General features: G+C 58.8%; 22 protein-coding genes. 17 read left to right on the top strand and 5 right to left on the bottom strand.

Annotation, left to right across the window (positions count from 1 at the left end; genetic code table 11):
- Positions 1-8 precede the first annotated feature (8 nt).
- From K0F75_RS01630 to K0F75_RS01590, 9 genes are all read left to right on the top strand, one after another.
- Positions 9-3,782: a nitrate reductase subunit alpha gene (locus K0F75_RS01630; protein ID WP_219060016.1), complete on the top strand. Its 3,774-nt coding sequence runs from the start codon at positions 9-11 to the stop codon at positions 3,780-3,782.
- Between the two features lies 1 nt (position 3,783).
- Positions 3,784-5,322: a nitrate reductase subunit beta gene (gene narH, locus K0F75_RS01625; RefSeq protein ID WP_046047388.1), complete on the top strand. Its 1,539-nt coding sequence runs from the start codon at positions 3,784-3,786 to the stop codon at positions 5,320-5,322.
- A 2-nt stretch (positions 5,323-5,324) separates the two neighbouring features.
- On the top strand, positions 5,325-6,080 hold the full coding sequence (narJ, locus tag K0F75_RS01620; RefSeq protein ID WP_219060015.1) for a nitrate reductase molybdenum cofactor assembly chaperone: 756 nt from the start codon (positions 5,325-5,327) through the stop codon (positions 6,078-6,080).
- Complete coding sequence (gene narI, locus K0F75_RS01615) at positions 6,073-6,753, top strand: respiratory nitrate reductase subunit gamma (RefSeq protein ID WP_219060014.1); 681 nt, start codon at positions 6,073-6,075, stop codon at positions 6,751-6,753. Before narJ ends, narI begins: the two co-directional genes overlap by 8 nt.
- A 10-nt stretch (positions 6,754-6,763) precedes the next feature.
- Positions 6,764-7,750, top strand: a complete 987-nt coding sequence (locus tag K0F75_RS01610; RefSeq protein ID WP_219060013.1) for a peptidylprolyl isomerase — start codon at positions 6,764-6,766, stop codon at positions 7,748-7,750.
- Positions 7,751-7,774: 24 nt separating this feature from the next.
- Positions 7,775-8,767, top strand: coding sequence for a GTP 3',8-cyclase MoaA (gene moaA / locus K0F75_RS01605; protein ID WP_219060012.1), 993 nt, complete (start codon positions 7,775-7,777; stop codon positions 8,765-8,767).
- A 152-nt stretch (positions 8,768-8,919) separates the two neighbouring features.
- A complete protein-coding gene (locus K0F75_RS01600; protein WP_219060011.1) occupies positions 8,920-10,938 on the top strand; it encodes a ribonucleoside triphosphate reductase in 2,019 nt (672 codons plus the stop codon).
- A 32-nt stretch (positions 10,939-10,970) separates the two neighbouring features.
- Positions 10,971-11,138 carry an anaerobic ribonucleoside-triphosphate reductase gene (gene nrdD / locus K0F75_RS01595; RefSeq protein ID WP_219060010.1) on the top strand — a complete coding sequence of 56 codons (168 nt, stop codon included), beginning with the start codon at positions 10,971-10,973 and terminating at the stop codon, positions 11,136-11,138.
- A complete protein-coding gene (locus K0F75_RS01590) occupies positions 11,135-11,833 on the top strand; it encodes an anaerobic ribonucleoside-triphosphate reductase activating protein (RefSeq protein WP_257604227.1) in 699 nt (232 codons plus the stop codon). Before nrdD ends, K0F75_RS01590 begins: the two co-directional genes overlap by 4 nt.
- A 28-nt stretch (positions 11,834-11,861) precedes the next feature.
- Here K0F75_RS01590 and K0F75_RS01585 read toward each other — a convergent pair whose 3' ends face one another.
- The 4 genes from K0F75_RS01585 to K0F75_RS01570 are packed head-to-tail and all read right to left on the bottom strand — an operon-like array spanning position 11,862 to position 15,012.
- A complete protein-coding gene (locus K0F75_RS01585; RefSeq protein ID WP_219060009.1) occupies positions 11,862-13,238 on the bottom strand; it encodes a 4Fe-4S binding protein in 1,377 nt (458 codons plus the stop codon).
- A complete protein-coding gene (locus tag K0F75_RS01580; RefSeq protein WP_219060008.1) occupies positions 13,226-14,080 on the bottom strand; it encodes an FTR1 family protein in 855 nt (284 codons plus the stop codon). The genes K0F75_RS01585 and K0F75_RS01580 overlap by 13 nt, the downstream gene beginning before the upstream one ends.
- 23 nt (positions 14,081-14,103) lie before the next feature.
- Positions 14,104-14,481 (bottom strand): cupredoxin domain-containing protein, encoded by a 378-nt coding sequence (locus tag K0F75_RS01575; RefSeq protein WP_219060007.1) that lies wholly within the window; start codon positions 14,479-14,481, stop codon positions 14,104-14,106.
- On the bottom strand, positions 14,482-15,012 hold the full coding sequence (locus K0F75_RS01570) for an iron transporter (protein WP_219060006.1): 531 nt from the start codon (positions 15,010-15,012) through the stop codon (positions 14,482-14,484).
- 375 nt (positions 15,013-15,387) lie between these two features.
- Here K0F75_RS01570 and K0F75_RS01565 point away from each other — a divergent pair, with 375 nt between their 5' ends.
- Both K0F75_RS01565 and K0F75_RS01560 read left to right on the top strand, forming a co-directional pair.
- Positions 15,388-15,603, top strand: coding sequence for a DUF3079 domain-containing protein (locus tag K0F75_RS01565; RefSeq protein ID WP_219060005.1), 216 nt, complete (start codon positions 15,388-15,390; stop codon positions 15,601-15,603).
- 95 nt (positions 15,604-15,698) lie between these two features.
- On the top strand, positions 15,699-15,998 hold the full coding sequence (locus tag K0F75_RS01560) for a hypothetical protein (protein ID WP_219060004.1): 300 nt from the start codon (positions 15,699-15,701) through the stop codon (positions 15,996-15,998).
- A gap of 38 nt (positions 15,999-16,036) precedes the next feature.
- On the opposite strand, the gene K0F75_RS25520 is transcribed toward K0F75_RS01560, so the two are convergent.
- The gene (locus K0F75_RS25520) at positions 16,037-16,162 is read right to left on the bottom strand and encodes a hypothetical protein (protein ID WP_257604226.1); all 126 of its coding nucleotides are present in this window, start codon (positions 16,160-16,162) and stop codon (positions 16,037-16,039) included.
- A gap of 62 nt (positions 16,163-16,224) precedes the next feature.
- Between K0F75_RS25520 and K0F75_RS01555 the strand changes: the two genes are divergently transcribed.
- The 6 genes from K0F75_RS01555 (at position 16,225) to K0F75_RS01530 (ending at position 22,733) form a co-directional block, all read left to right on the top strand.
- Positions 16,225-16,686, top strand: coding sequence for a hypothetical protein (locus K0F75_RS01555; RefSeq protein WP_219060003.1), 462 nt, complete (start codon positions 16,225-16,227; stop codon positions 16,684-16,686).
- Between the two features lie 216 nt (positions 16,687-16,902).
- Positions 16,903-17,388, top strand: a complete 486-nt coding sequence (locus K0F75_RS01550; RefSeq protein WP_219060002.1) for a hypothetical protein — start codon at positions 16,903-16,905, stop codon at positions 17,386-17,388.
- A 48-nt stretch (positions 17,389-17,436) separates the two neighbouring features.
- The gene (locus tag K0F75_RS01545; protein ID WP_219060001.1) at positions 17,437-18,420 is read left to right on the top strand and encodes a zinc-dependent alcohol dehydrogenase family protein; all 984 of its coding nucleotides are present in this window, start codon (positions 17,437-17,439) and stop codon (positions 18,418-18,420) included.
- A gap of 117 nt (positions 18,421-18,537) precedes the next feature.
- Entirely contained in the window at positions 18,538-20,154 is a 1,617-nt protein-coding gene (groL, locus tag K0F75_RS01540) for a chaperonin GroEL (RefSeq protein WP_219060000.1), read from the top strand.
- 259 nt (positions 20,155-20,413) lie between these two features.
- Positions 20,414-21,304 (top strand): universal stress protein, encoded by an 891-nt coding sequence (locus K0F75_RS01535; protein WP_219059999.1) that lies wholly within the window; start codon positions 20,414-20,416, stop codon positions 21,302-21,304.
- Between the two features lie 292 nt (positions 21,305-21,596).
- On the top strand, positions 21,597-22,733 hold the full coding sequence (locus tag K0F75_RS01530) for a dihydrolipoamide acetyltransferase family protein (RefSeq protein ID WP_219059998.1): 1,137 nt from the start codon (positions 21,597-21,599) through the stop codon (positions 22,731-22,733).
- Positions 22,734-22,984 lie beyond the last annotated feature (251 nt).

Here is a 22,984-nt window from a genome sequence, read left to right as displayed (position 1 = left end):
AATACACCTTGAGTCATTTACTGGATCAACTGCGGTTTTTCAATCGCAAGCAAAACGAGTTTTCCGACGGTCATGGAGAGACCCGCAAGGAGTCCCGCGACTGGGAGAACGTCTACCGTTCGCGGTGGCAGTACGACAAGATCGTGCGCTCCACCCATGGGGTGAACTGCACGGGATCCTGTTCCTGGAAAATTTACGTCAAAAACGGTCTGATCACGTGGGAAACCCAACAGACGGACTACCCGCGTACCCGCAACGATCTGCCCAACCATGAGCCCCGTGGCTGCCCGCGTGGTGCCAGCTATAGCTGGTATATCTACAGCGCCAACCGGCTCAAGTACCCGAAAATTCGCAAGCCGTTGCTCAAACTCTGGCGCGATGCGCGGCAGACAATGGCACCGGTCGAAGCCTGGGCCAGCATCGTCGAGGACAAGGTCAAGGCCGACTCTTATAAAAGCAAACGCGGCATGGGGGGCTTCATTCGTTCCAACTGGGAGGAAGTCAACGAGATCATCGCCGCTGCCAACGTCTATACCATCAAGCAATATGGTCCCGACCGGATCGTCGGTTTCTCGCCGATTCCTGCCATGTCGATGGTCAGCTATGCCGCAGGTTCGCGTTATCTGTCGCTGATCGGCGGTGCGTGCCTGAGCTTCTATGACTGGTACTGCGACTTGCCACCGGCTTCGCCGATGGTCTGGGGCGAGCAGACCGACGTGCCGGAATCGGCCGACTGGTACAACTCCAACTACATCATTGCCTGGGGTTCCAACGTTCCTCAGACCCGTACCCCGGATGCGCACTTTTTCACCGAAGTCCGTTACAAGGGCACCAAAACGGTCGCCATCACTCCAGATTACTCGGAAGTCGCCAAGCTTACCGACCTGTGGCTGAACCCTAAACAAGGCACCGATGCGGCGCTGGCCCAGGCGTTCAACCATGTGATCTTCAAAGAATTCCACCTGGACAAGCCAAGCGCCTATTTCACCGAATACGCCAAGCGCTTCACCGATTTGCCAGTGCTGGTACTGCTCAAGCAAATGGTGGACGTGGCACCGGGCGCCGGTTACCAGCCGGACCGCTTCTTGCGCGCCAGTGACCTGACCGACAATCTCGGCCAGGAAAACAACCCGGAATGGAAAACCATCGCCCTGGATGTCAGCGGTGAACTGGTTTCACCCCAGGGCTCCATCGGTTATCGCTGGGGCGAGAAGGGCAAGTGGAACATCCTCGCTCGTGAAGGCGGCGAAGGCCGTGAGATCGATCTGAAGCTGAGTCTGATCGGTGATGACGTCGCCGAAGTGGCGTTCCCGTATTTTGCCGGCGAGTCCCACGAACACTTCCAGCACGTGGCAGGCGATGCCGTGCAATACCGGCGTGTACCGGTGCATAACGTGGTTCTGGCGGACGGCAGCGTGGCGAAAGTCGCCACCGTGTTCGACCTGTCGGCGGCCAATCTGGCGATCGATCGCGGCCTTGGTGGCGCCAACGTTGCCAAGGATTACGACGACGCCAGCGTACCCGGTACCCCGGCCTGGCAGGAGCAGATCACCGGCGTCAGCCGTGAGAAAGCCATCCAGATCGCCCGTGAGTTCGCCGACAACGCCGACAAGACCAAGGGTCGCTCGATGATCATCGTCGGCGCCGCGATGAATCACTGGTACCACATGGACATGAACTACCGTGGGCTGATCAACATGCTCATGCTCTGCGGTTGTGTCGGCCAGACCGGTGGCGGTTGGGCGCACTACGTCGGTCAGGAAAAACTCCGTCCGCAATGCGGTTGGCTGCCACTGGCGTTCGGCCTCGACTGGAATCGTCCTCCACGGCAAATGAACGGCACCAGTTTCTTCTACGCCCATAGTTCGCAATGGCGTCACGAGAAAATGAGCATGCACGACGTGCTCTCGCCGCTGGCCGATAAAAGTCTGTTCCCTGAACATGCTCTGGACTACAACATCCGCGCCGAACGCGCCGGTTGGCTGCCCAGCGCGCCACAACTGAACACCAACCCGCTGCATATTTGCCGTGACGCTGCCGCTGCGGGCATGGACCCCAAGGACTACGTGGTCAAGTCGTTGCAGGACGGTTCCCTGCGGTTCTCCTGCGAACAGCCGGACAGCCCGGTCAACTTCCCGCGCAACATGTTTATCTGGCGTTCCAACCTGCTGGGCTCCTCGGGCAAAGGCCACGAGTACATGCTCAAGTACCTGCTCGGCACCAAAAACGGTGTGATGAACGAAGATATCGGCAAGGTTGGCGACTGCAAGCCGGAAGAGGCGGAATGGGTGGACGAGGGCGCTATCGGCAAACTCGATCTGGTCACCACGCTGGACTTCCGCATGTCCTCGACGTGCGTCTACTCGGACATCGTGTTGCCGACGGCAACCTGGTACGAAAAAGACGACATGAACACCTCGGACATGCACCCGTTCATTCACCCGTTGTCGGCAGCCATCGATCCGGCTTGGGAATCGCGTTCGGACTGGGAGATCTACAAAGGCATCGCCAAGGCGTTCTCCAGCATGTCCGAAGGGCATCTGGGCGTTGAAAAGGATCTGGTCACCATCCCGCTGATGCACGACAGCGTCGGCGAACTGGCCCAGCCATTCGGCGGTACCGACTGGAAAAGTGCCGGCGTGGCCCCAGAGCCAGGCAAGAACGCCCCGAACCTGCATGTGGTGGAGCGTGACTACCCGAACATCTACAAACAGTTCACTTCCCTTGGGCCATTGCTCGAGAAAAACGGCAACGGTGGCAAGGGCATCAACTGGAACACCGATGACGAAGTGAAATTCCTCGGTGAACTCAATCACCACGAAGGCGCAGCCGGTATCAGCCAGGGTCGGCCAAAAATCGACACGGCGATCGATGCCGCAGAAGTGATTCTGTCCCTGGCACCGGAAACCAACGGCCAGGTGGCGGTCAAGGCCTGGGCCGCGCTGTCGGAATTCACCGGGATCGACCACAGCCATCTGGCGCTGTCCAAGGCTCACGAGGCGATTCGTTTCCGCGATATTCAGGCGCAGCCGCGCAAGATCATTTCCAGCCCAACCTGGTCGGGACTCGAAGACGATCACGTCAGCTATAACGCCGGTTACACCAACGTTCACGAAGGGATTCCATGGCGCACCATCACCGGTCGCCAGCAGTTCTATCAGGATCACCCGTGGATGCAGGCGTTCGGTGAGCAGCTGATGAGTTATCGGCCGCCGGTCAACACCCGCACCATCGAAGGGGTGAAAGGCAAGCGCAGCAACGGCGAAACCGAAATCGTCCTGAACTGGATCACTCCGCACCAGAAATGGGGCATCCACAGCACCTACAGCGACAACCTGCTGATGCTCACCCTCAGCCGTGGCGGGCCGATTGTCTGGCTCTCTGAGATCGACGCGAAACGCGCCGGTATCGAAGACAACGACTGGATCGAGTGCTTCAACATCAACGGTGCGCTGACCGCCCGCGCGGTGGTCAGTCAGCGGGTCAAGGAAGGCATGGTGATGATGTACCACGCCCAGGAACGGATCGTGAACGTGCCCGGTTCCGAAACCACCAAGACCCGTGGCGGCCATCACAACTCGGTCACCCGCGTTGTGCTCAAGCCAACCCACATGATCGGTGGCTACGCCCAGCAAGCCTACGGTTTCAACTATTACGGCACGGTCGGTTGCAACCGCGATGAATTCGTCGTGGTGCGCAAGATGGCCAAAGTCGACTGGCTCGATGGTTCGACAGGCGATGACCTGCCGCGTCCCCTGCCGACCGATATCGAGGAGAACTGAGATGAAGATTCGCTCACAAATCGGCATGGTTCTGAACCTGGACAAATGCATCGGTTGCCACACGTGCTCAATCACCTGCAAAAACGTCTGGACCAGTCGTGAAGGCATGGAATACGCCTGGTTTAACAACGTCGAATCGAAACCCGGGATCGGCTACCCGAAAGAATGGGAAAACCAGGACAAGTGGAAGGGCGGCTGGATCCGCAATGCCAACGGCACGATCAACCCGCGCATTGGCGGTAAATTCCGCGTGTTGGCGAATATTTTTGCCAACCCGGATCTGCCGAGCCTTGATGATTACTACGAACCCTTCGACTTCGATTACCAGCATCTGCACACCGCACCGCTGGGCGAACACCAGCCAACGGCACGGCCGCGCTCGCTGATTTCTGGCAAGCGTATGGAAAAAATCGAGTGGGGCCCGAACTGGGAGGAAATCCTCGGTACTGAATTCGCCAAACGGCGCAAAGACAAGAACTTCGACAAGATCCAGGCCGACATCTACGGCGAGTATGAAAATACATTCATGATGTATTTGCCGCGTCTGTGCGAGCACTGCCTCAACCCTACGTGTGCAGCGGCCTGCCCGAGCGGGGCGATCTACAAGCGCGAAGAAGACGGGATTGTCCTGATCGACCAGGAAAAATGCCGTGGCTGGCGGATGTGCATCAGCGGCTGCCCGTACAAGAAGATCTACTTCAACTGGAAAAGTGGTAAATCCGAGAAGTGCATCTTCTGCTACCCGCGTATCGAAGCCGGGATGCCGACGGTCTGTGCCGAAACCTGCGTCGGGCGGATTCGCTACCTCGGCGTGCTGCTGTATGACGCCGACCGCATCAGCGAAGTGGCGAGCACGGCGAATGAGCAGGATCTGTACGAAAAACAACTGGAGATCTTCCTCGACCCGAACGACCCGGCAGTGATTCGCCAGGCCCTGGCCGACGGTGTACCTCAGTCGGTGATCGATTCCGCACAACGTTCACCGGTCTACAAAATGGCCGTGGACTGGAAACTCGCGCTGCCGCTGCACCCGGAATACCGCACCTTGCCAATGGTCTGGTACGTACCGCCGCTGTCACCGATCCAGAACGCCGCAACGGCTGGCACCGTGGGCATGAACGGGGTGATCCCGGATGTCGATAGCCTGCGTATTCCCCTGAAGTACCTGGCCAACCTGCTGACGGCGGGCGATGAAAAACCGGTCAAGCGCGCGCTCAAACGCTTGCTGGCAATGCGTGCCTACAAACGTTCCGAACAAGTCGATGGCGTTCAGGACCTGCAAGTGCTGGCGGATGTCGGCTTGAGCGTGGCCCAGGTCGAGGAGATGTATCGCTACCTGGCGATCGCCAACTACGAAGACCGTTTCGTGGTGCCCAGCGCCCACCGTGAAGATGCCATGAGCGATGCTTTTGCCGAGCGCTCGGGCTGCGGCTTCAGTTTCGGCAGCGGCTGCAGTGGCAGTTCCGACACCAATATGTTTGGCGCGAAGAAAGCCAACCGCCGCGACATCCTGAAAACCGTTCAGTTGTGGGAGGAATGAGCATGCGCATTCTCAAAGTGATTTCGCTTCTGCTCGATTATCCGACCGAGACATTGATTGCCGGTCGTGAAGAACTGGAGCAGGCGATTATCCAGGCCCGGGAAATCAGCCCCAAGCAGCGCGGCGCGTTGTTCGAATTGCTTGAGCTGATCTGCGCCAATGACCTGATGGACGGGCAGGAGCACTACGGTGCGCTGTTCGGTCGGGGTCGCTCGCTGTCGTTGCTGCTGTTCGAGCATGTGCACGGCGAATCCCGTGACCGGGGTCAAGCCATGGTCGACATGATGGCGCAATACGAGGAGGCCGGTTTTGCCATCGGCGTCAAAGAGCTGCCGGACTACATCCCGCTGTACCTGGAGTTCCTCTCCACCCGCGAAGACATCGAGGCTCGCGAGGGCCTGGCCGATGTTTCGCATCTGTTGGCCTTGCTGGCGGCGCGTCTGGAAGAGCGTGAGAGTGCTTACGCCAGTTGCTTCCGGGCGCTGCTGCAGATCGCCGGGGCCGAGCCTCATCAGGCGGTGGCCGATCTGCGTGCGCAGGTCGCAGCGGAACCCCGCGACGACTCCCTCGAAGCCCTCGACAAAATCTGGGAAGAAGAGGCCGTGGACTTTCTCCAGGCTGAACAGCAGGACCGTTGTGGCTCCCTGCCGAGTGCGCCGGGCAAGGCTCGTGAGGAAAGCGCCGTACCGCTGCACTGGGTTGATTTTCAGCATGAAGGATTGGCCGCCGTGCCAGCCGGGGAGGTAGGTAATGTCTAAATGGAATCTGTTGTTGTTCGGGGTGTACCCCTATGTCGCCCTGGCGATCTGCCTGTTAGGCAGTTGGGCACGCTTCGATCTCTCGCAGTACACCTGGAAGGCTGGCTCCAGTCAGATGCTCAACAATCGCGGGATGCGCGTGGCGAGCAACTTCTTCCATATAGGTGTGTTGTTTGTATTGGCCGGGCACTTTGTCGGCTTGCTGACGCCAGCGTCGGTTTATCACCATGTGATCAGCACTGAGAACAAGCAGTTGCTGGCGATGGTCTCCGGCGGGGTTTTCGGCCTGTTGTGCCTGATTGGTCTGCTGATGCTGGTCAATCGACGGCTCACCGATCCACGGGTGCGCGCCACTTCCAGCCCTTCAGATATTTTGATTCTGCTGGTGCTGCTGGCGCAGTTGGTACTCGGCCTGCTGACGATCGTGGCGTCCACTTCGCACATGGACGGCTCGGTCATGGTGCTGCTCGCCGATTGGGCGCAGAACACCGTGCTGTTGCGTCCGATGGAAGCGGCGGCGGCCATCGAGCCAGTTGGCTTGATCTACAAGCTGCACGTGTTTCTCGGCTTGACCCTGTTCGTGCTGTTCCCCTTCACTCGTCTTGTACACATGATCAGTGCACCGATCTGGTACCTGGGGCGGCGTTATCAAATCGTTCGGCAGAAAATCTGAGGAGGCAATCATGTCAGGTGGATGTGGATGTGGCGGCGGTAACGGCGGCAGCGGTGGCTGCGGATCTTCAAAGCAAGCGGAGTCCTCGGCGCCCGGCGTCGTGGATATCGCGACAGGCGGGGCGGTGCAGTTTGAGCCCCTCCCGGTTGAATCAGGAGCAACTGAACCGGCGGCTGCCGACGGCGCCCCGGTGCAATTGATCGCCAGCAGCGAACAGGAGTGGCCGATCATCAGCGTCAACGATGTATCGATCACCCCAGAAATGATGGCCCAGGAGCTGCAATATCACCCGGCTGAAAGCCGCGAGGAAGCGGTGTATCTGGCCACCAGGGCGCTGGTGATCCGCGAGTTGTTGCAGCAGCGAATCGCCGAACTCGACCTGTCGTTGCAGATAGGTGCCGGTGAGAACGAAGAGGAAGCGGCCACCCGTTTGTTGCTCGAACGTGAAGTGCAGGTGCCTCAGTGTGATGAGGAAACCAGTCTTCGTTACTACGAAAATAATCGCGGTCGCTTCCACAGCGCGCCGCTGTTAGCGGTGCGGCACATTCTGCTCGAATGTGCCCCGGACGATGCCGAGGCCCGAGGTCTGGCGCACGATCAGGCGGAAGTACTGCTACAGCGCCTGGAGGATTTCCCTGGCAGCTTCTCCGAGGTGGCGCTGAAGTATTCGGCCTGTCCGTCGAAGGCTCAAGGTGGCTCCCTGGGGCAGATCAGCAAAGGGCAAACCGTGCCCGAGCTGGAACGCCAGCTGTTCACTCTGGCGCCGGGCCTGGCCAGTAAACCGCTGGAGAGTCGTTACGGCTGGCATGTGATCAGTGTCGATCAACGGATCGAAGGCATGCCGTTGCCCTATGAGGTGGTTTCGACAGCAATTCGCACGCAGCTGCAACAAGGTGTCTGGCAGAAAGCCCTGGTGCAGTACCTGCAAACCCTGATCGGTGCTGCGGATATTCGCGGTATTCACTTGCAGGGCGCCGACTCACCGCTGGTGCAGTAACCCTTTGGCAAACCGGGAGATGTAATGAGCGCTGTCATGCAGGATGGTTTTGGGCGGCAGATCGATTATTTGCGGATGTCGGTGACTGATCGTTGTGATTTTCGCTGTGTGTATTGCATGGCGGAAAATATGACCTTCCTGCCGCGTCAGCAGGTCCTTACGCTCGAAGAGTTGCAGCGCCTGGCGACGCTGTTTGTCGGTCTGGGGGTGCGCAAAATCCGCCTGACCGGCGGCGAGCCGCTGATTCGCCCCGGTATTGTCGGCCTGTGCCGCAACATTGCCGCTTTGCCCGGTCTGCGCGAACTGGTGATGACCAGCAACGGCTCGCAACTGGGCCGTTTGGCCCGGCCGTTGGCGGAGGCTGGGGTCAAGCGGATGAACATCAGCCTTGACAGTCTGGACGGGGAGAAATTTCGCGCCATCACCCGCAACGGTGATCTCGATCAGGTGCTCAACGGCATCGAAGCGGCTCGCGGTGCGGGCTTTGAGCGGATCAAGCTCAATTGCGTGGTCATGAAAGGGCGCAACTTTGATGAAGTCCTTGGGTTGGTGCAGTACGCCATCGAGCAACACATCGATATCAGTTTCATCGAAGAGATGCCCTTGGGTGACGTCGGGCGTTCGCGGGGCGAGACATTCTGTTCCAGCGACGAGGTGCGTGCACTGATCGCGAGTCGTCATCGGTTGCTCGACAGCACCGAAAACAGCGGTGGACCGGCACGTTATGTTCGCCTGGAGCGCCACCCCGATACCCGGATCGGTTTCATTTCACCCAATAGCCACAACTTCTGCGGCAGCTGCAACCGGGTGCGGATGACGGTTGAAGGGCGACTGTTGCTTTGCCTGGGGCAGGACGATGCCCTTGATTTGCGCGGTTTGCTGCGCCGCTATCCGCTGGACGACCAACCGGTGATCAACGCAGTGCGCCAGGCCTTGCTTGGCAAGCCATTGCGCCACGATTTCAACCCCGAAGGCGAGGTGCAGATTCTGCGCTTCATGAGCATGAGTGGCGGTTGATCCGGAGTGTTTTCTGGCCGCCGTGGGGCGGCCTTTTTTTTGCTGACGATTCTTGACGTCGATCAATTGCAAATGAGTCCTTTGTCCGTAGTCTTTACTGCATGTTGTGTTTTTAAAAGTTAAAACATCTATATGTAGTGTTTGGAGGCCAAATGCAGAGCACGCTGATCACAGTAGGGTGTAACCGCTTGCACAAGCGCGATGGCAGTCAGGTCGCCTTCGATGCAGACAAGATCCGTCAGGCGATCATCGCCACCGGTCGTGCCAGCGATGACTTCGTCGATGCCGCCATGGCCGAGGAGTTGCTCGACGCCGTGCTGGTCAGTCTGGAGGATTTACCGGAGTTGCATGTTGAGCAGATCCAGGATCGGGTCGAACGGGTCTTGATGGATGCCGGTTTCTTTCAGGCCCTGCGTGCCTACATCGTCTATCGGGAGCAGCATGGACGCCTGCGTCGTGATCGCAAGGCGATCGTCGAAGTGGCGGCTTCGATGAACGAGTACCTGTCTCGCGAAGACTGGCGGGTGCAGGCCAACGCCAATCAGGGGTATTCGCTCGGTGGGCTGGTGCTCAATGTCTCCGGCAAGGTCACTGCCAATTACTGGCTGGATGAGGTGTACAGCGAGGCCATCGGTCAGGCCCACCGCGAGGCCGATCTGCATATCCACGATTTGGACATGCTCGCCGGTTATTGTGCCGGTTGGTCGCTGCGCACGTTGCTGCATGAAGGCCTAAATGGTGTGCCGGGCCGCGTCGAAGCGGGACCGCCGCAGCACCTGAGTAGCGCCCTGGGGCAGATGGTGAACTTTCTTGGCACCCTGCAAAACGAATGGGCCGGCGCTCAGGCGTTCAGCTCATTCGATACCTATCTGGCGCCTTATGTGCGCAACGACGAATTGAGCTACAAGGACGTCCGCCAGGCACTGCAAGAGTTTATCTACAACCTCAATGTGCCCTCGCGCTGGGGGACCCAGACACCGTTCACCAACCTGACGTTCGACTGGGTATGCCCGGAGGATCTGCGTGAACAGATTCCCGTTGTCGGCGGAGTGGAAATGCCTTATGCCTACGGCGATTTGCAGGCTGAGATGGACCTGCTCAACCGGGCCTATATCGAGGTGATGCAGGCCGGGGATGCCAAGGGGCGCGTGTTCACTTTCCCGATCCCGACCTACAACATTACCCATGACTTTCCCTGGGACAGTGAGAATGCTGATCGCCTGTTCGAGATGACGGCACGTTATGGGCTGCCGTACTTCCAGAACTTTCTCAACTCGGACTTGCTGCCCAATCAGGTGCGCTCGATGTGTTGTCGCTTGCAGCTGGATGTCCGCGAGTTGCTCAAGCGAGGCGGCGGCTTGTTCGGCTCGGCGGAACAGACTGGCTCACTGGGCGTCGTTACCCTCAACTGCGCGCGTCTGGGCTATGTGTTCAAGGGCGATACCAGCGGCCTGCTGCGCCGCCTGGACACCCTGATGGAACTGGCGATGGAGAGCCTGGAGGTCAAGCGCAAGGTGATCCAGCATCACATGGATGCAGGTTTGTACCCTTACACCAAGCGTTACCTGGGCACCTTGCGCAACCATTTCTCCACCATCGGCCTTAACGGCCTGCATGAAATGCTGCGCAATTTCACCGGAGACGAGCAGGGCATGCACACCGAACAGGGCCGGCAATTTGCCCTGAAGCTGCTGGACCATGTGCGCGCCACCTTGCTGCGTTTCCAGGAGGAAACCGGCCACCTCTACAACCTCGAAGCCACCCCGGCCGAGGGCACCACTTACCGTTTCGCCAAGGAAGACCGCAAACGTTATCCCGAGATACTCCAGGCCGGTAGCGTTGAGGCGCCGTATTACACCAATTCTTCGCAACTGCCGGTGGGCTACACCGACGATCCTTTCGAGGCGCTGGAGCTTCAGGACGAACTGCAATGCAAATACACCGGCGGCACGGTGCTGCATCTGTACATGGCTGAGCGGATTTCCTCGACCGAGGCCTGCAAACAGCTGGTGCGCAAGGCGCTCGGGCGCTTCCGCCTACCTTACCTGACCGTGACCCCAACGTTCTCCATCTGTCCGGTGCACGGCTACCTCGACGGTGAGCATGAGTTCTGCCCCAAATGCGACGAGGCATTGCTGTTGCGCGAGCAGAAACTCTGCGCCGTTCATTGATTTCGATTCACTCAACTGCAAGGAACTTCACCATGAATGCATCGCAAACCCTGCCCCAGGCTCAACGTCAACGCTGCGAAGTCTGGACCCGGGTGATGGGCTATCACCGCCCGGTATCGGCGTTTAATCCGGGCAAGCAGTCCGAGCATCGCGAACGGGTCCATTTCACTGAAAGTGCGGCGCTGGCCGGGCGCCAATGAGTCGAACGCTTCGGGTCGGGGGCATGGTGCCCCTGACCACTCTCGACTATCCAGGTCAGCTGGCCTGCGTGCTGTTTTGCCAGGGTTGCGCCTGGCGTTGCCGTTATTGCCATAACCCGCAATTGATCCCGCCTCGCGGCAGCGAAGAAGTGGATTGGTGTCAGGTGCGGGCGTTTCTGCGACGTCGTCAGGGCTTGCTCGATGCCGTGGTATTCAGCGGCGGTGAGCCAACGCTGCAGGACGGCTTGCCTGGCGCCATGGAAGAAGTGCGGGAGATGGGATTTCGTATCGGTTTGCACAGCGCCGGAATCAAACCGGCCGCCTTTGCCAAGGCTGTTAGAGGGGCCGATTGGGTCGGCTTCGATATCAAGGCGTTGCCTGAGGATTGTCAAACCATCACCCGGGTCGGGGGCAGCGGTGCCGCCAACTGGCTGAGCCTGGAGCATCTGTTGGCCAGCGGTGTCGACTATGAATGTCGCACTACCGTGCATTGGCACTTGTTCGACCCGGCACGATTGTTGGCCCTGGCCCGGCGTTTGAGTGCTCAAGGGGTCAAATGTTTTGCCGTGCAGTTGGTCAGGACCGCGCGGATGCTTGATCCAAACCTGTCGAGCATTTCGGCACAGGCTGAGCAAGCCGATCTTTGGGCTGTCATGCGCGAGTTGTTTCCGCAGTTTGTGTTGCGTGGTGGATGAATACCTCCACAGTCTCACTTTGAGACGGCTACCAACCCCAGAATTGCAGCCACCAGCCATACCCCACCAACCCATTAGCCAATAACAGGCACCCGCTGCCTGCGACGCGCCGAGGCAATGAAACCTGCTCGTAGCCCAGTAGTTTCCAGCCCAGCGACAAACTCCAACCCATCGCCGCCATCAACAGCGATGCCCTTGTCGGCTGTACCCACTCCAGCAGCAAGCCCTCGTAGCGCAGCAATTTTACGGTAGTTGCCGACAGCCCCAGAAACAGTCCGGCGCCACCAAGGGGGGTGAGGGTCAGGGCCAGGGGCGAATACAGTGCCGGATTTCCTGCCAGTCGCGCGGTGAAACGCAACAGAATCAACAAGGCCGTCCCCAGCAGCATCGAACTCAAGACCAGATAAGTAATAATGCTGAAGCCGTCTAGCCAACTGAAGCTGTCGTTGAGCTGCGGATAATGCGTGAGTAGCCACCAGGGGGCGTTGTCCTGCAAGGGCCAGAGCAGGTCCTGTTCCACCAACCATGCGGCGAGCTGCTGTTTGAGGGAGACGAACCACGGGCTGACGGTCCATTGAAAAGCGCCCATGGCCAGACCGATCACACCGAACAGCAGCAGTCGGGCATCCCAGGGCGATAGTCTGTGTTTCGTTGATTGAAGAATTTCCTGATTGCTGGAGCGGGCGATCAACTGAACTGCGCCGCGTTGCCCGCTGCAGCGTCCGCAGGCATGGCAGTCACTGGCCCCTTGCAGGCGACGGATATCGAGCAAGGGCGCGCAATTGGGCGGCGGCAGGCGTGGTTCGGCATTTTCCATCCAGCGTTGTTCGTCCACCTTGAAATGCACGGGTGCCAGTCGGGCTAGGAGGGCAAAGACCCCACTGACCGGGCACAGGTATCGGCACCAGACCCGTTTGCCGCGGGCGAACAGCAAGCCGACGACGACTGCTGCGGCTGTCGACCCCCCTAGAATCAACAGCGCCGCCTGAGCGTAGTCATAAACGCTGATCAATTGGCCGTAGAGAGTCGTCAGGCAAAACGCCAACATTGGCCAGCCGCCCCAGCGCACCCAGCGCGGCACGCCCAGGCCTTTGCCGTAGCGGCTGGCCCATTCGGTCAGAGAACCTTCCGGGCACAAAACACCACACCAGAGCCGGCCGAACAGCACCATCGACAACAGCACGAACGGCCACCAGATGCCCCAGAACAGAAATTGCGCGAGCAAGGCCAGGTTGTCGAGGATCCGCGCCTGGCTGTCCGGTAGCGGCAACATCGCAGGTATCACTAAAAGCAACGCATAGAACAGCACAACGGCCCATTGCACGGCGCGAATCACAGGTGCGTGGTGGCGCATCCCGTGACCCAGGCGTTGGAGCCACTGATTGTGGCGACTCAGCTCGGGCATGGGATTTTCCCCGTAGCGCGTTGCCGTAACCAGCCGCCGACGGCCAGCCAGTAGCCGACCAACACCAGTAATGTCAGGCAACTGGGGGTCGCCCTGTAACCTGTAAAACCGGCGAGGAAGCCACCCAGCCCGTGGCTGTCACTCAGCAACTCGCTGCTGTCCCAGAGGGCTTCACCAACGCCTCTATAAACCACTTCAGGCAGATCCATAGCGAGCAGTTGGCCGCCGATCCGCTCGGTGCCGCTGACCAACAAGGCTGCGCCGAGCATGAGCAGAATGGTTTCGCTGATCACAAAGAACCTGTGCCATGAAATGAATCGGCGGCTGCTGTGCAGCAGGGAGATGGTCAACGTTGCCAGCACCAGTCCCGATACCCCACCGACCGCGAACAGTCCGAGCTGCGGGCCGCGCAACCGAGCTCCAGCGCCGTAGAGGAACACCACGGTTTCGCTGCCTTCGCGGCTGACCGCGAGCATCGCCAGCAGCAACAGACCAAGGCCACCTTGCCGAGCCAGGTGGCTATCGGCGTGGCGCCGTAGATCATGCTTGAGGGTGCGTCCATGACGGTGCATCCAGCTGACCATTTGCACGATCAACAGGCTGGCAATCAATGCCAGTGCGGCCTGGAACCATTCGTTGGCTGATCCACTCATGGCTTCTCCGGCAAACAGAATCAGCGCCGCCAACAACCCCGACAGCAACACTCCCAGAGTGACCCCGGTCCATAAGTATCTGGCCAGGCGATTGCCTTGGCTTTGTTGGCTGACCCAGGCCTGGAGAATGCCGATCACCAGCAGCGCCTCGACGCTTTCACGCCAGACGATGAACATTGATTGATTCATGAAAAACTCCGTGCGCGCCCTGGCTACTTGGCGAGGATGCCGCCCTCTGGTAATTGCGGATTGAACTCGTCGAAAAACGGATAGTGACCAGGTCTGAGGGGGTGAATGACAACGAAGGTTGTCACCCCCGGCGACAGGACCTTTTCAACCCGCAACGGCGTGCTCTCGAACTCTGCTGGACCGTTACCAATGTTTTTCAGAACGATCTTGAAGCGCTGTCCGGCAGGCACCTCCAACAAGGCGGGGGTAAAGTGTCCGTCGTTCAGGCTCAGTTCGTAGCTGGGTAACTCGGCGTAGGCAGTCAATGGCGTGCCCGTCCAGACCAGAATCAACCAGGCAACGTACGGGCGAATCCGGGCGAACCTCCCTGGGCCACGCGGCGCAGGCGGAAGGCGGTTCATTCAATAGCCACCTTTTTTGCCAATGCCGGCATAGATGAACGTGTAGTGCAGTTCGCAGCGTTCAAACCAGGGCTCCACACCTGTTTCCTTGTCGGTATGACGCCCGAGGGACGCATGACCGCTGGGCGGCATAACGGTGAAAGTCAGTTGGTATTTACCAGGGCCGAGCAGCTTTACATTGTCACCATAGTGCGGACCGTCATTGGCCACCATCGCATGGAAATCACCGTTGATTTCCGACTCGCTACCCTGTTTTTTCAGATTGAAAGAGACATTGAGGTAGGGCACGAAACTGCCTTCCTGAAAGCCCTGGCGATTGTCAGCAGTGGCCCGAATATCGGCTTCCAGGTGAACATCGGAGTCCGCAGTGGCCCGCATCATTCCGGCAGGTGCCATCTCGATCGGTTGCAAGTACACCGCTCCGACTTCCAGCCCTGGGCATGACTGAGGTTCCCCGATCGGGTATTCCTTGGCGTGGGCAAGCGGTGCAAGCAAGAGCAGGGCGAATGACAGCGAAAAGGGGGCGCGCATGAGGTCTTCCTGAGGGCACTGAGGAGTAAGGGCCCTAGTCTAGGAAGCTTTCTTGCGAATAATAATGATTAGCGTCAATTTTTGGAGTGATCGAGTTTATAAAGCGGAGAGTTTTCGAAAACGCACGGCGCGGTCGACGCTGTCGAACATTTGGGAGGCCGCATGAACCGTCAGCGGGTGCTGGGTGAAACCCGGTCTCGGCGAATCGCTGACGCTGACCATCCTGCGAGCCCCTTCACTACAGGGAAGCTTAGCTTCGTCAGTGTCACGGTGTGACGCACGAATCTTAATTCGTGGTTCTTGATTTGTATCAAGTGCATTTTCGCCCAGGCGCTCTAGGTTGGAGGCACTCCTAAACGTTATCTGGGGATAGGCATGGCCAAGAATTTTCCCATCCACCCGAAACACCCCGAGCGCATTTGCTGGGGGTGCGACAGATACTGTCCGACAAGTTCCATGGCGTGCGGGAACGGTTCTGATCGCACAATGCATCCGGCGGAGATGATCGGAGACGATTGGTATTTACACGGTGACTGGGGCATCGACCCGTTAATCGCGACAGATAAACCGTCGGATGATTCGCGTAGCTGAGTGCAGATGATGGCGGCTGTCGCGTCGACTGGCGCCAGGGGTGGTTATGGACTATTTCATTAGCTTCCGGCATCGGGCTGGATTGAGGAGATCTGATGAAAGACAAACTGGTTGACCATCAATGGACGAAAATTACAGGGCGAGACTCTTCCGCCAAGGACGTCCTCCGGGACAAGATCAAGCAAATAACCCAACTTGAGGAAGTGATTCGCTCAGAAGATGGCGAGGAGGCTGCACGCATCGTTTTCGATGACGGGCGCATAAAACACGCCCTGACGAGATGCCTGGAGAATCTTGAAGGCTCAAATTCGGTCAACGAACATGACTTCTGGATTTGCTACGAATACGCGACCGCCGCAGCGAAGAAAGCTCAGGTGATCATTGATGAGCAGTAGACAAGCCTGATTTTTCGCCTCTGCCCTGTTCTCCGTATTCAGCGCATTAGGCGAGGGTGGGGCAAGGGCAAGGGCCGGGTGCTGTGGGGCAGTGTCTCGTTGCGCAGTGGGTTGATCGCGAGGTGTTTTTGCAGGCGCAATGGAGTGTTCAGAAGATCAGACATTTCTAAATATTTCCAGGATTGTGCCGATACGCACGTAACCCCTTTTATAAAGTTGAGACGTAATGGTCAGTATCAGCAGCGTAACGATCAACTATGCGACAGCGACTACCGGCACCGCTAAGACGTCTTCTGTTGATAGCAGCGAATCAACCGACAAAAGCGGCGCTACAGCATCAGCATCAGCATCAGCATCAGCCTCGAGCGGCACTGCGGCCAAAGGCGCCACTAAGGCCGGCGGCACCGGTGCAAGCAGTAGCAGTAGCAGCACTGAATCTGACATTGTGAAACAACTGAAAAAGCAGATTGCCCAGTTGCAAAAGCAGCTGGAAGTACAAATGAAGGCTCTCGCTGCGGCACAAAAAGGCAACGCGTCTTCAGACGCCAAGGCAGCGGCAGTCGCTCAGGCACAGTCTCAGGTGGCGGCGACCAACAGCCAGTTGGTGGCAGCTACCAGTGCATTGGCACAGGCTGTCAAGAGTGCAAGCGGCAGTGCTTCGGGTTCGTTGGTCAATACCAGCGCCTGACATCAGGTCACTTGGGTTAGCGCCTGTTGGGGCGAGACAAGCCGTCTTTCTGATTTTTATCAAGTCCACTCCATTGCTCGCGGCGTAATCTCGCCCAAAGCCAGCCCCATGCGAAACGTCGTGCATGCACGTCATCGCTGGCTGGCTCACCCAAGGGGTCGAGTGCTTTGGACCCTCACAGTCTCTGTTCAATCGAGTCCATGTAAGGGGGTCACCATGACAGCATCGAGCAATCCATCGGTGTATATTTTTGACAGCCACGCCGATGCGGAAGAGGCTATTCGCCTTTTGAGCAAGTCCGGTTTCGACGTCAAGAAACTGTCTCTCGTCGGCAAGGGTTATCACAGCGAGGAGCACCCGGTAGGTTTCTATACGTTGGGGGATCGCGTGAAAACCTGGGGTGGAATCGGTGCTTTTTGGGGGAGCATCTGGGGCATGCTGATCGGTCCCGCGGTTTTCCTCCTGCCGGGTCTGGGGGTCGTTGCCTTGGCCGGGCCGGTGGTTTCATTGCTGGTGGGAGCACTGGAGGGCGCCTTGGTGGTCGGGGGGCTTTCGGCGTTGGGCGCGGCCTTGTCCCGGGTCGGTGTGTCCAATGACGAAATCATCAAATACGAGACCGCCCTCAAGGCTGACAAATACCTGTTGATGGTGCACGGCACGACGGCTGAAATCGCCGAGGCGCAGACGGTGCTGGGCCACTGAGTGCACCTCACGCAATAACGCAGGTTAAAGGACCGTCGAGGTAACCCGATGCACGCTATGGTGTTGAAAACGCCAGGTTCAGCTCTGGAATGGACCGAGCTTCCGGACCGGCAACCCGGTCAGGGTCAGATACGGATCAAGGTAACCGCATGTGGTGTGTGTCGCACCGACCTGCATGTCGTCGACGGAGAGTTGCCCGATCCGCACCTCCCTATCATTCCGGGCCACGAAATCGTAGGACGGATCGATGCTATTGGCCCTGGCGTGATCGGGTTGTCGATAGGCGAGCGTGTCGGGGTGCCGTGGCTGGGCCATACCTGTGGCGTGTGTCCTTATTGCATCGGACACCGCGAGAATCTGTGTGATCGCCCACTGTTTACCGGTTATACGCTTGATGGCGGCTTTGCGACTTCGGTCATCGCCGAGGCTCACTATGTATTTCCGCTGGGCGAGGCAGGGAGCGATGAGTCGCTTGCACCCCTGCTGTGCGCGGGTTTGATCGGCTGGCGAGCATTGGTGATGGGAGGCGAAGGCGAGCGGGTCGGTTTGTATGGGTTCGGCGCTGCGGCACACATTCTGGCGCAGGTCGTCAAATGGCAGGACCGTTCGGTATACGCCTTCACGCGTCCGGGCGATACCGCCACACAGGACTTCGCCAGACAGCTGGGTGCTACGTGGGCCGGCAATGCGGATCAATCCCCTCCGGACTTGCTGGATGTGGCGATCATTTTTGCTCCGGTCGGGGCGCTCGTGCCTCTTGCCCTCAAGGCTGTGCGCAAGGGTGGGCGAGTGGTGTGCGCAGGCATTCACATGAGCGATATCCCGAGTTTTCCTTACGCACTGCTCTGGGAAGAGCGGGCCTTGCTGTCGGTCGCTAACCTGACCCGTCGCGACGGTCTGGATTTCCTGCAACTGGTGCCGAAAATCGGCATCGTCACTCGCACCCATCGCTACCCCCTGACCGACGCCAACCAAGCGCTGGCGGACCTTCGTGCAGGCCGGTTCGAGGGGGCTGCGGTGCTGGTGCCCTGAGTCAAAGGCACCGCGCTGGGGGGTGCGTCTTTATTGATAAAAGTCAAAGGGTAGCGAGCTGTTTCATAGAGGCTGAAAGTCATCGTCAGTCACTGGACAGCAGAGGAGAGCACCCTGATGGCTCACAGCAAAATTTTGTTCCGCGCCGCCGCCCGCGAAAAAATCCTGTGTGGCGCGACTCAACTCGCGGACGCCATCCGCGTGACGCTCGGACCCAAGTCGAAATCAGTATTGATTCAGAAAAAATGGGGCACGCCGATCGTCTGTAACGATGGGGTGACCATTGCCAAACAGGTGGACCTGCAGGATCCGGAGGAAAACCTCGGTGCGCAGATGTTGCGCCAAGCGGCTGAACGTACCGGTGAAGCGGTGGGGGATGGCACCAGCACCTCAACGGTGCTGGCCCATGCGATCTTTGCCGACGGTGTACGCAATGTGGTCGCAGGTGCCAGTGCCATAGACCTCAAGCGTGGATTGGACCGAGGCCTGTTGCTGGCAGTGCAATCACTGGCTGCGCAATCCCGTCCCGTCAGCACGCTCAAGGAAAAGGCCCAGGTAGCGACCCTTTCAGCCCACAACGATGCGACCATTGGCGAGCTGGTTGCTAACGCCCTGGAGAAGGTCGGTGTTGAAGGCGTGGTCAGCGTCGAGGAATCCAAAACCACCGAAACAGTGGTCGAGGTGGTCGAGGGGATGCGTTTCGACAGAGGTTATGTTTCACCGTATTTCGTGACAGATGCCGACAAGATGCAGGTTGAGCTCGAAGATGCCTACCTGTTGCTCTGTGACCACAAGATTGGCGTACTCAAAGACCTTATCCCGTTGCTTGAAATGATCGCGAAAAGCGGCCAGCCGCTGGTCTTGATCGCCGACGACATCGAAGGCGAGGCGTTGACCACTCTGATCGTCAACCAGATCCGCGGCGTATTGCGCGCCGTGGCGATCAAGGCGCCCGGCTTCGGTGATCGCCGTAAAGAAATGCTGCAGGATATTGCCGTTCTAACAGGGGCCACGGTAATTTCCAGCGAGTTAGGCATTAGCCTGGAGCACGTGGAGTTGAGCCAGCTGGGGCGAGCTCATCGCGTGGTGGTGCAAAAAGATAACACCACCCTGATTGGTGGCGCGGGCACGCACAAGGCGATTGAAACCCGGCTGCAACAGATCCGCCAGCAAGTCGACGCGACGACCAGCGATTATGATCGTGAGAAATTGCTGGAGCGCTTGGCCAAGTTGTCTGGCGGCGTCGCGGTGATCCGGGTGGGTGCACCCACCGAAGCGGAAATGAAGGCGCGCAAGGATGCTCTGGACGACGCCATTTCAGCGACCAAGGCGGCGATTGCCGAAGGCACCGTCCCCGGTGGCGGCCTGGCACTGCTCAAGGCCGTGCCGATTATTGCGGCAGAAGAGGCCCTCTATGAGGGTGATGTAAAAACCGGGTTACAGATTCTTCGCCGTGCTTTGGAAGCACCCGCCCGAGTCATCGCGGAAAATTCGGCGGTGGACGCTGGGGTCGTCGTCGCACGGATGCTCGCGGAGCCGGGAAATGTCGGCTTCGACGCGTCGGCCAATTGTTACGTGGATATGTATGAAGCCGGGATCATCGATCCGACAAAAGTCGTGCGTATTGCGTTGGAAAACGCCGTCTCGGTCGCCAGCATCCTGCTACTGACCGAGGCGACCATGACCGAGATTCCGGAAAAGGATACGCCGCCTGAACCTCCATACCCTGGATGATCCAGGCCTTCCCGTACGGTTGATCGGCCCATAACCCGGCGCTGCGCTGTCGCAGACAACGTCGAGTATTTGCAAGCGCCCGTGCACGGCAGGCGTCTTGAGAACCCAAGGAAGGAATTTGATGTAAATCAAGTTCACCGGCATTGCATGGGAGCAGTGTGGACCCGTGCGGGTACTCAATCCGGCATTGGCGCATGGGCTGGCAACAGGTGATTGATCAGCGGCAGGCGTCGAAGCCCACTCTTTCTGGAGGCAGACCATGAGCCAGTATCAACAGCTGTTGTTGATCATCAATCCGGCGTTGCGCCACTCCCCTGCGATAAACCGTGCTGCTGCGTTGGCCAAGGCCAGTGGCGCGACCTTGCATATCGTAGCGTTGATAAAACCCGTAGAAACCCTTTTATTGCTCGAAAAGAACATTCAGGAGAAGGTCCGCGACAGTTACTTCAAGGATCACAGTGAATGGCTCAAGGATGAAGCCGCAAGAATGCGCGTCAGGGGCATTAACGTCATGACCGAGGTGACGTGGGCTGACGACACAGAGTACGAAATCCTCCAGCACGTCACGAAAATGCAGCCTGACCTGCTGATCAAGGACGTGCAGCATGAACCGGCTATCAAGCGTGCCTTCATCACTCCGATGGATTGGCACCTGATTCGTGAGTGCCCTGTCCCGGTCTACCTGGTCGGTGCGAGCGGTCATACGTTGCCGCACAAGATCGTCGCCGCCGTTGACCCATCACGGCCCGAGTTGCAGGAAAGCGGGCTCAATGACCGGATTATTCAGGAAGCGAACAGCCTGGCGCTCCAGTGCGACGCGGAACTGCACCTGCTGCACGCATATGACGTGTCCTCGGTCTATCTGGGCGATGCGGGCGGTGGCGGCCTGGCGCTGACGAACCTGACCAAGGAACTGCGAAACGTGCTGGAGAAGTCTTTTCTCACGCTTGCGGACCACTACGGTGTGCCACCTGATCGGCGGCATTTCATCCTCGGTCAACCGGTCTCGGTGCTCGCCGAATTCGCCAGCCAACATCAGGTGGATGTCATCGTGATGGGGCGAATCCACCGCCACGGGTTGGAGAAGTTGATCGGCAGTACGACCGAACATATTTTGTACCAGACGTCCTGCAGCATTCTCGCGGTTTAGGTCGGGCCAACGTTGGTGCACGGTGTCCCGAGCATTTCGACGAGCTGTTTCGCGTCGGGCAACCCGACACCCTGCTGTGTTGTGGGCCGGAACCTTTCATGTTGGCGGTCGCTCGGGCCCGCCGGGCCCCCTACCAGGCTGGGCAACGGGCGCTGTTGAACGGCAAGCCACTTGAAGTCCTGAAAACACTGGGCGCTGCCTCAAGTGTCGACGATTGTTGCCGCCGTACAGAGCTTGTGCCGAGGGCCATGACCATGACTGCAATAGCTGATCCGGGGCGGGAGTACCCATCATGATCGAATTCGACCTGCCATCCCTGGGTGCCGATATGGACGAAGGCACCTTGCTGGAGTGGAAGATCCATCCCGGCGACAATGTCCATCGTGGACAAGTGATCGCTGTCGTCGATACCGCCAAGGCCGCCGTGGAGGTGGAGTGCTGGCACGAGGGCACGGTCTTTGAATTGCTTATTGGCGTCGGCACCACGGTTCCGGTAGGGACACCGATTGCCACGTTACTGGAGCCAGGGGAGACCCTGCCGAGCGTGCGACCCACACAGACGCCTGAGCCTGTTGAAATGCTCGTCACCGAGCTGATTGAGGGCGCAATGGCGCCTGCCAGCCGTCCACGGGTATCACCGGCGGGGCGCAAGCGAGCGGCCGAACTGAGTATCAACGTTGATGAATTGAAAGGCAGCGGTCCCCAGGGCGTGGTCACCCTGGAGGACGTTGAGGAGGCGGGCCGTCAGGCTGCGCCGAGCGACCGCAATCGGGCCATGCGGCACGCCATTGCAGTGGCCATGAGCCGCTCCAAACGTGAGATTCCCCACTACTACCTGTTTGAGACCATACCCTTGGGGAATGCCATGGCTTGGCTGCAGGCACACAATGCTCAAAGCAAGCCGCAGCAACGCGTGTTGCCCAGTGCATTGCTGCTCAAGGCTGTTGCCGTAGCCCTGCGTGAGCTGCCGCAGCTCAGTGGTTTCTGGCAGAACAACGCTTTCCAGCCGGCAACCGGGATTCATCTGGGCGTAGCGATCACCCTGCGCCAAGGTGGTCTGGTCGCTCCCGCACTGCACGATGTCGCCGATAAGCCACTGATACAGGTGATGAGTGAACTCGCCAGTCTGGTGGAACGCGCGCGCAATGGCTCCCTGCGCAGTTCTGAGCTGAGCGACGCAAGCGTGACGGTCACGCAACTTGGCGACCAGGGTGTGGACAGTGTGCTGGGCGTGGTCTATCCACCCCAAGTGGCGTTGATCGGTTTTGGTCGCATCTGCGAACGGCCTTGGGTTCGGGACGGCCAGCTGTGTGTGATGCCCACCGTTGTCGCCAGCCTGGCGGCCGACCACCGTGCCAGCGATGGCCACTATGGCGCACGCTTCCTGGGCGAAGTTCGTCGTGTATTGCAAACGCCAGAGAATCTTTGAGCCCGAGAACTTGTTAGGAGTAGACATTGGACCTGCAACTCATCCTCAGCCGAGTACGCTGGATGCGCTTGTCACTTATCTGGCGCAACGCGGGGTATCAGGTGCTGAGCATCCATTGGTCCGGAGTTGATGAAAGTCAAAGTAACAGGGGATCACGCGGTACAAGCTGAAGTGCAGTTATCGGTCGGCGGGCCGGGCAAGGCAGACTAGTCAGCCAAGAACCGTCCGGCACTATTTGACGAGGCATACCA

It is taken from the genome of Pseudomonas sp. UMAB-08 (assembly GCF_900095225.1).
Classification (GTDB): Bacteria; Pseudomonadota; Gammaproteobacteria; order Pseudomonadales; family Pseudomonadaceae; genus Aquipseudomonas.
Note: the sequence above shows the minus strand (reverse complement) of the source record. Positions and strands in the feature narration are given on the sequence as shown.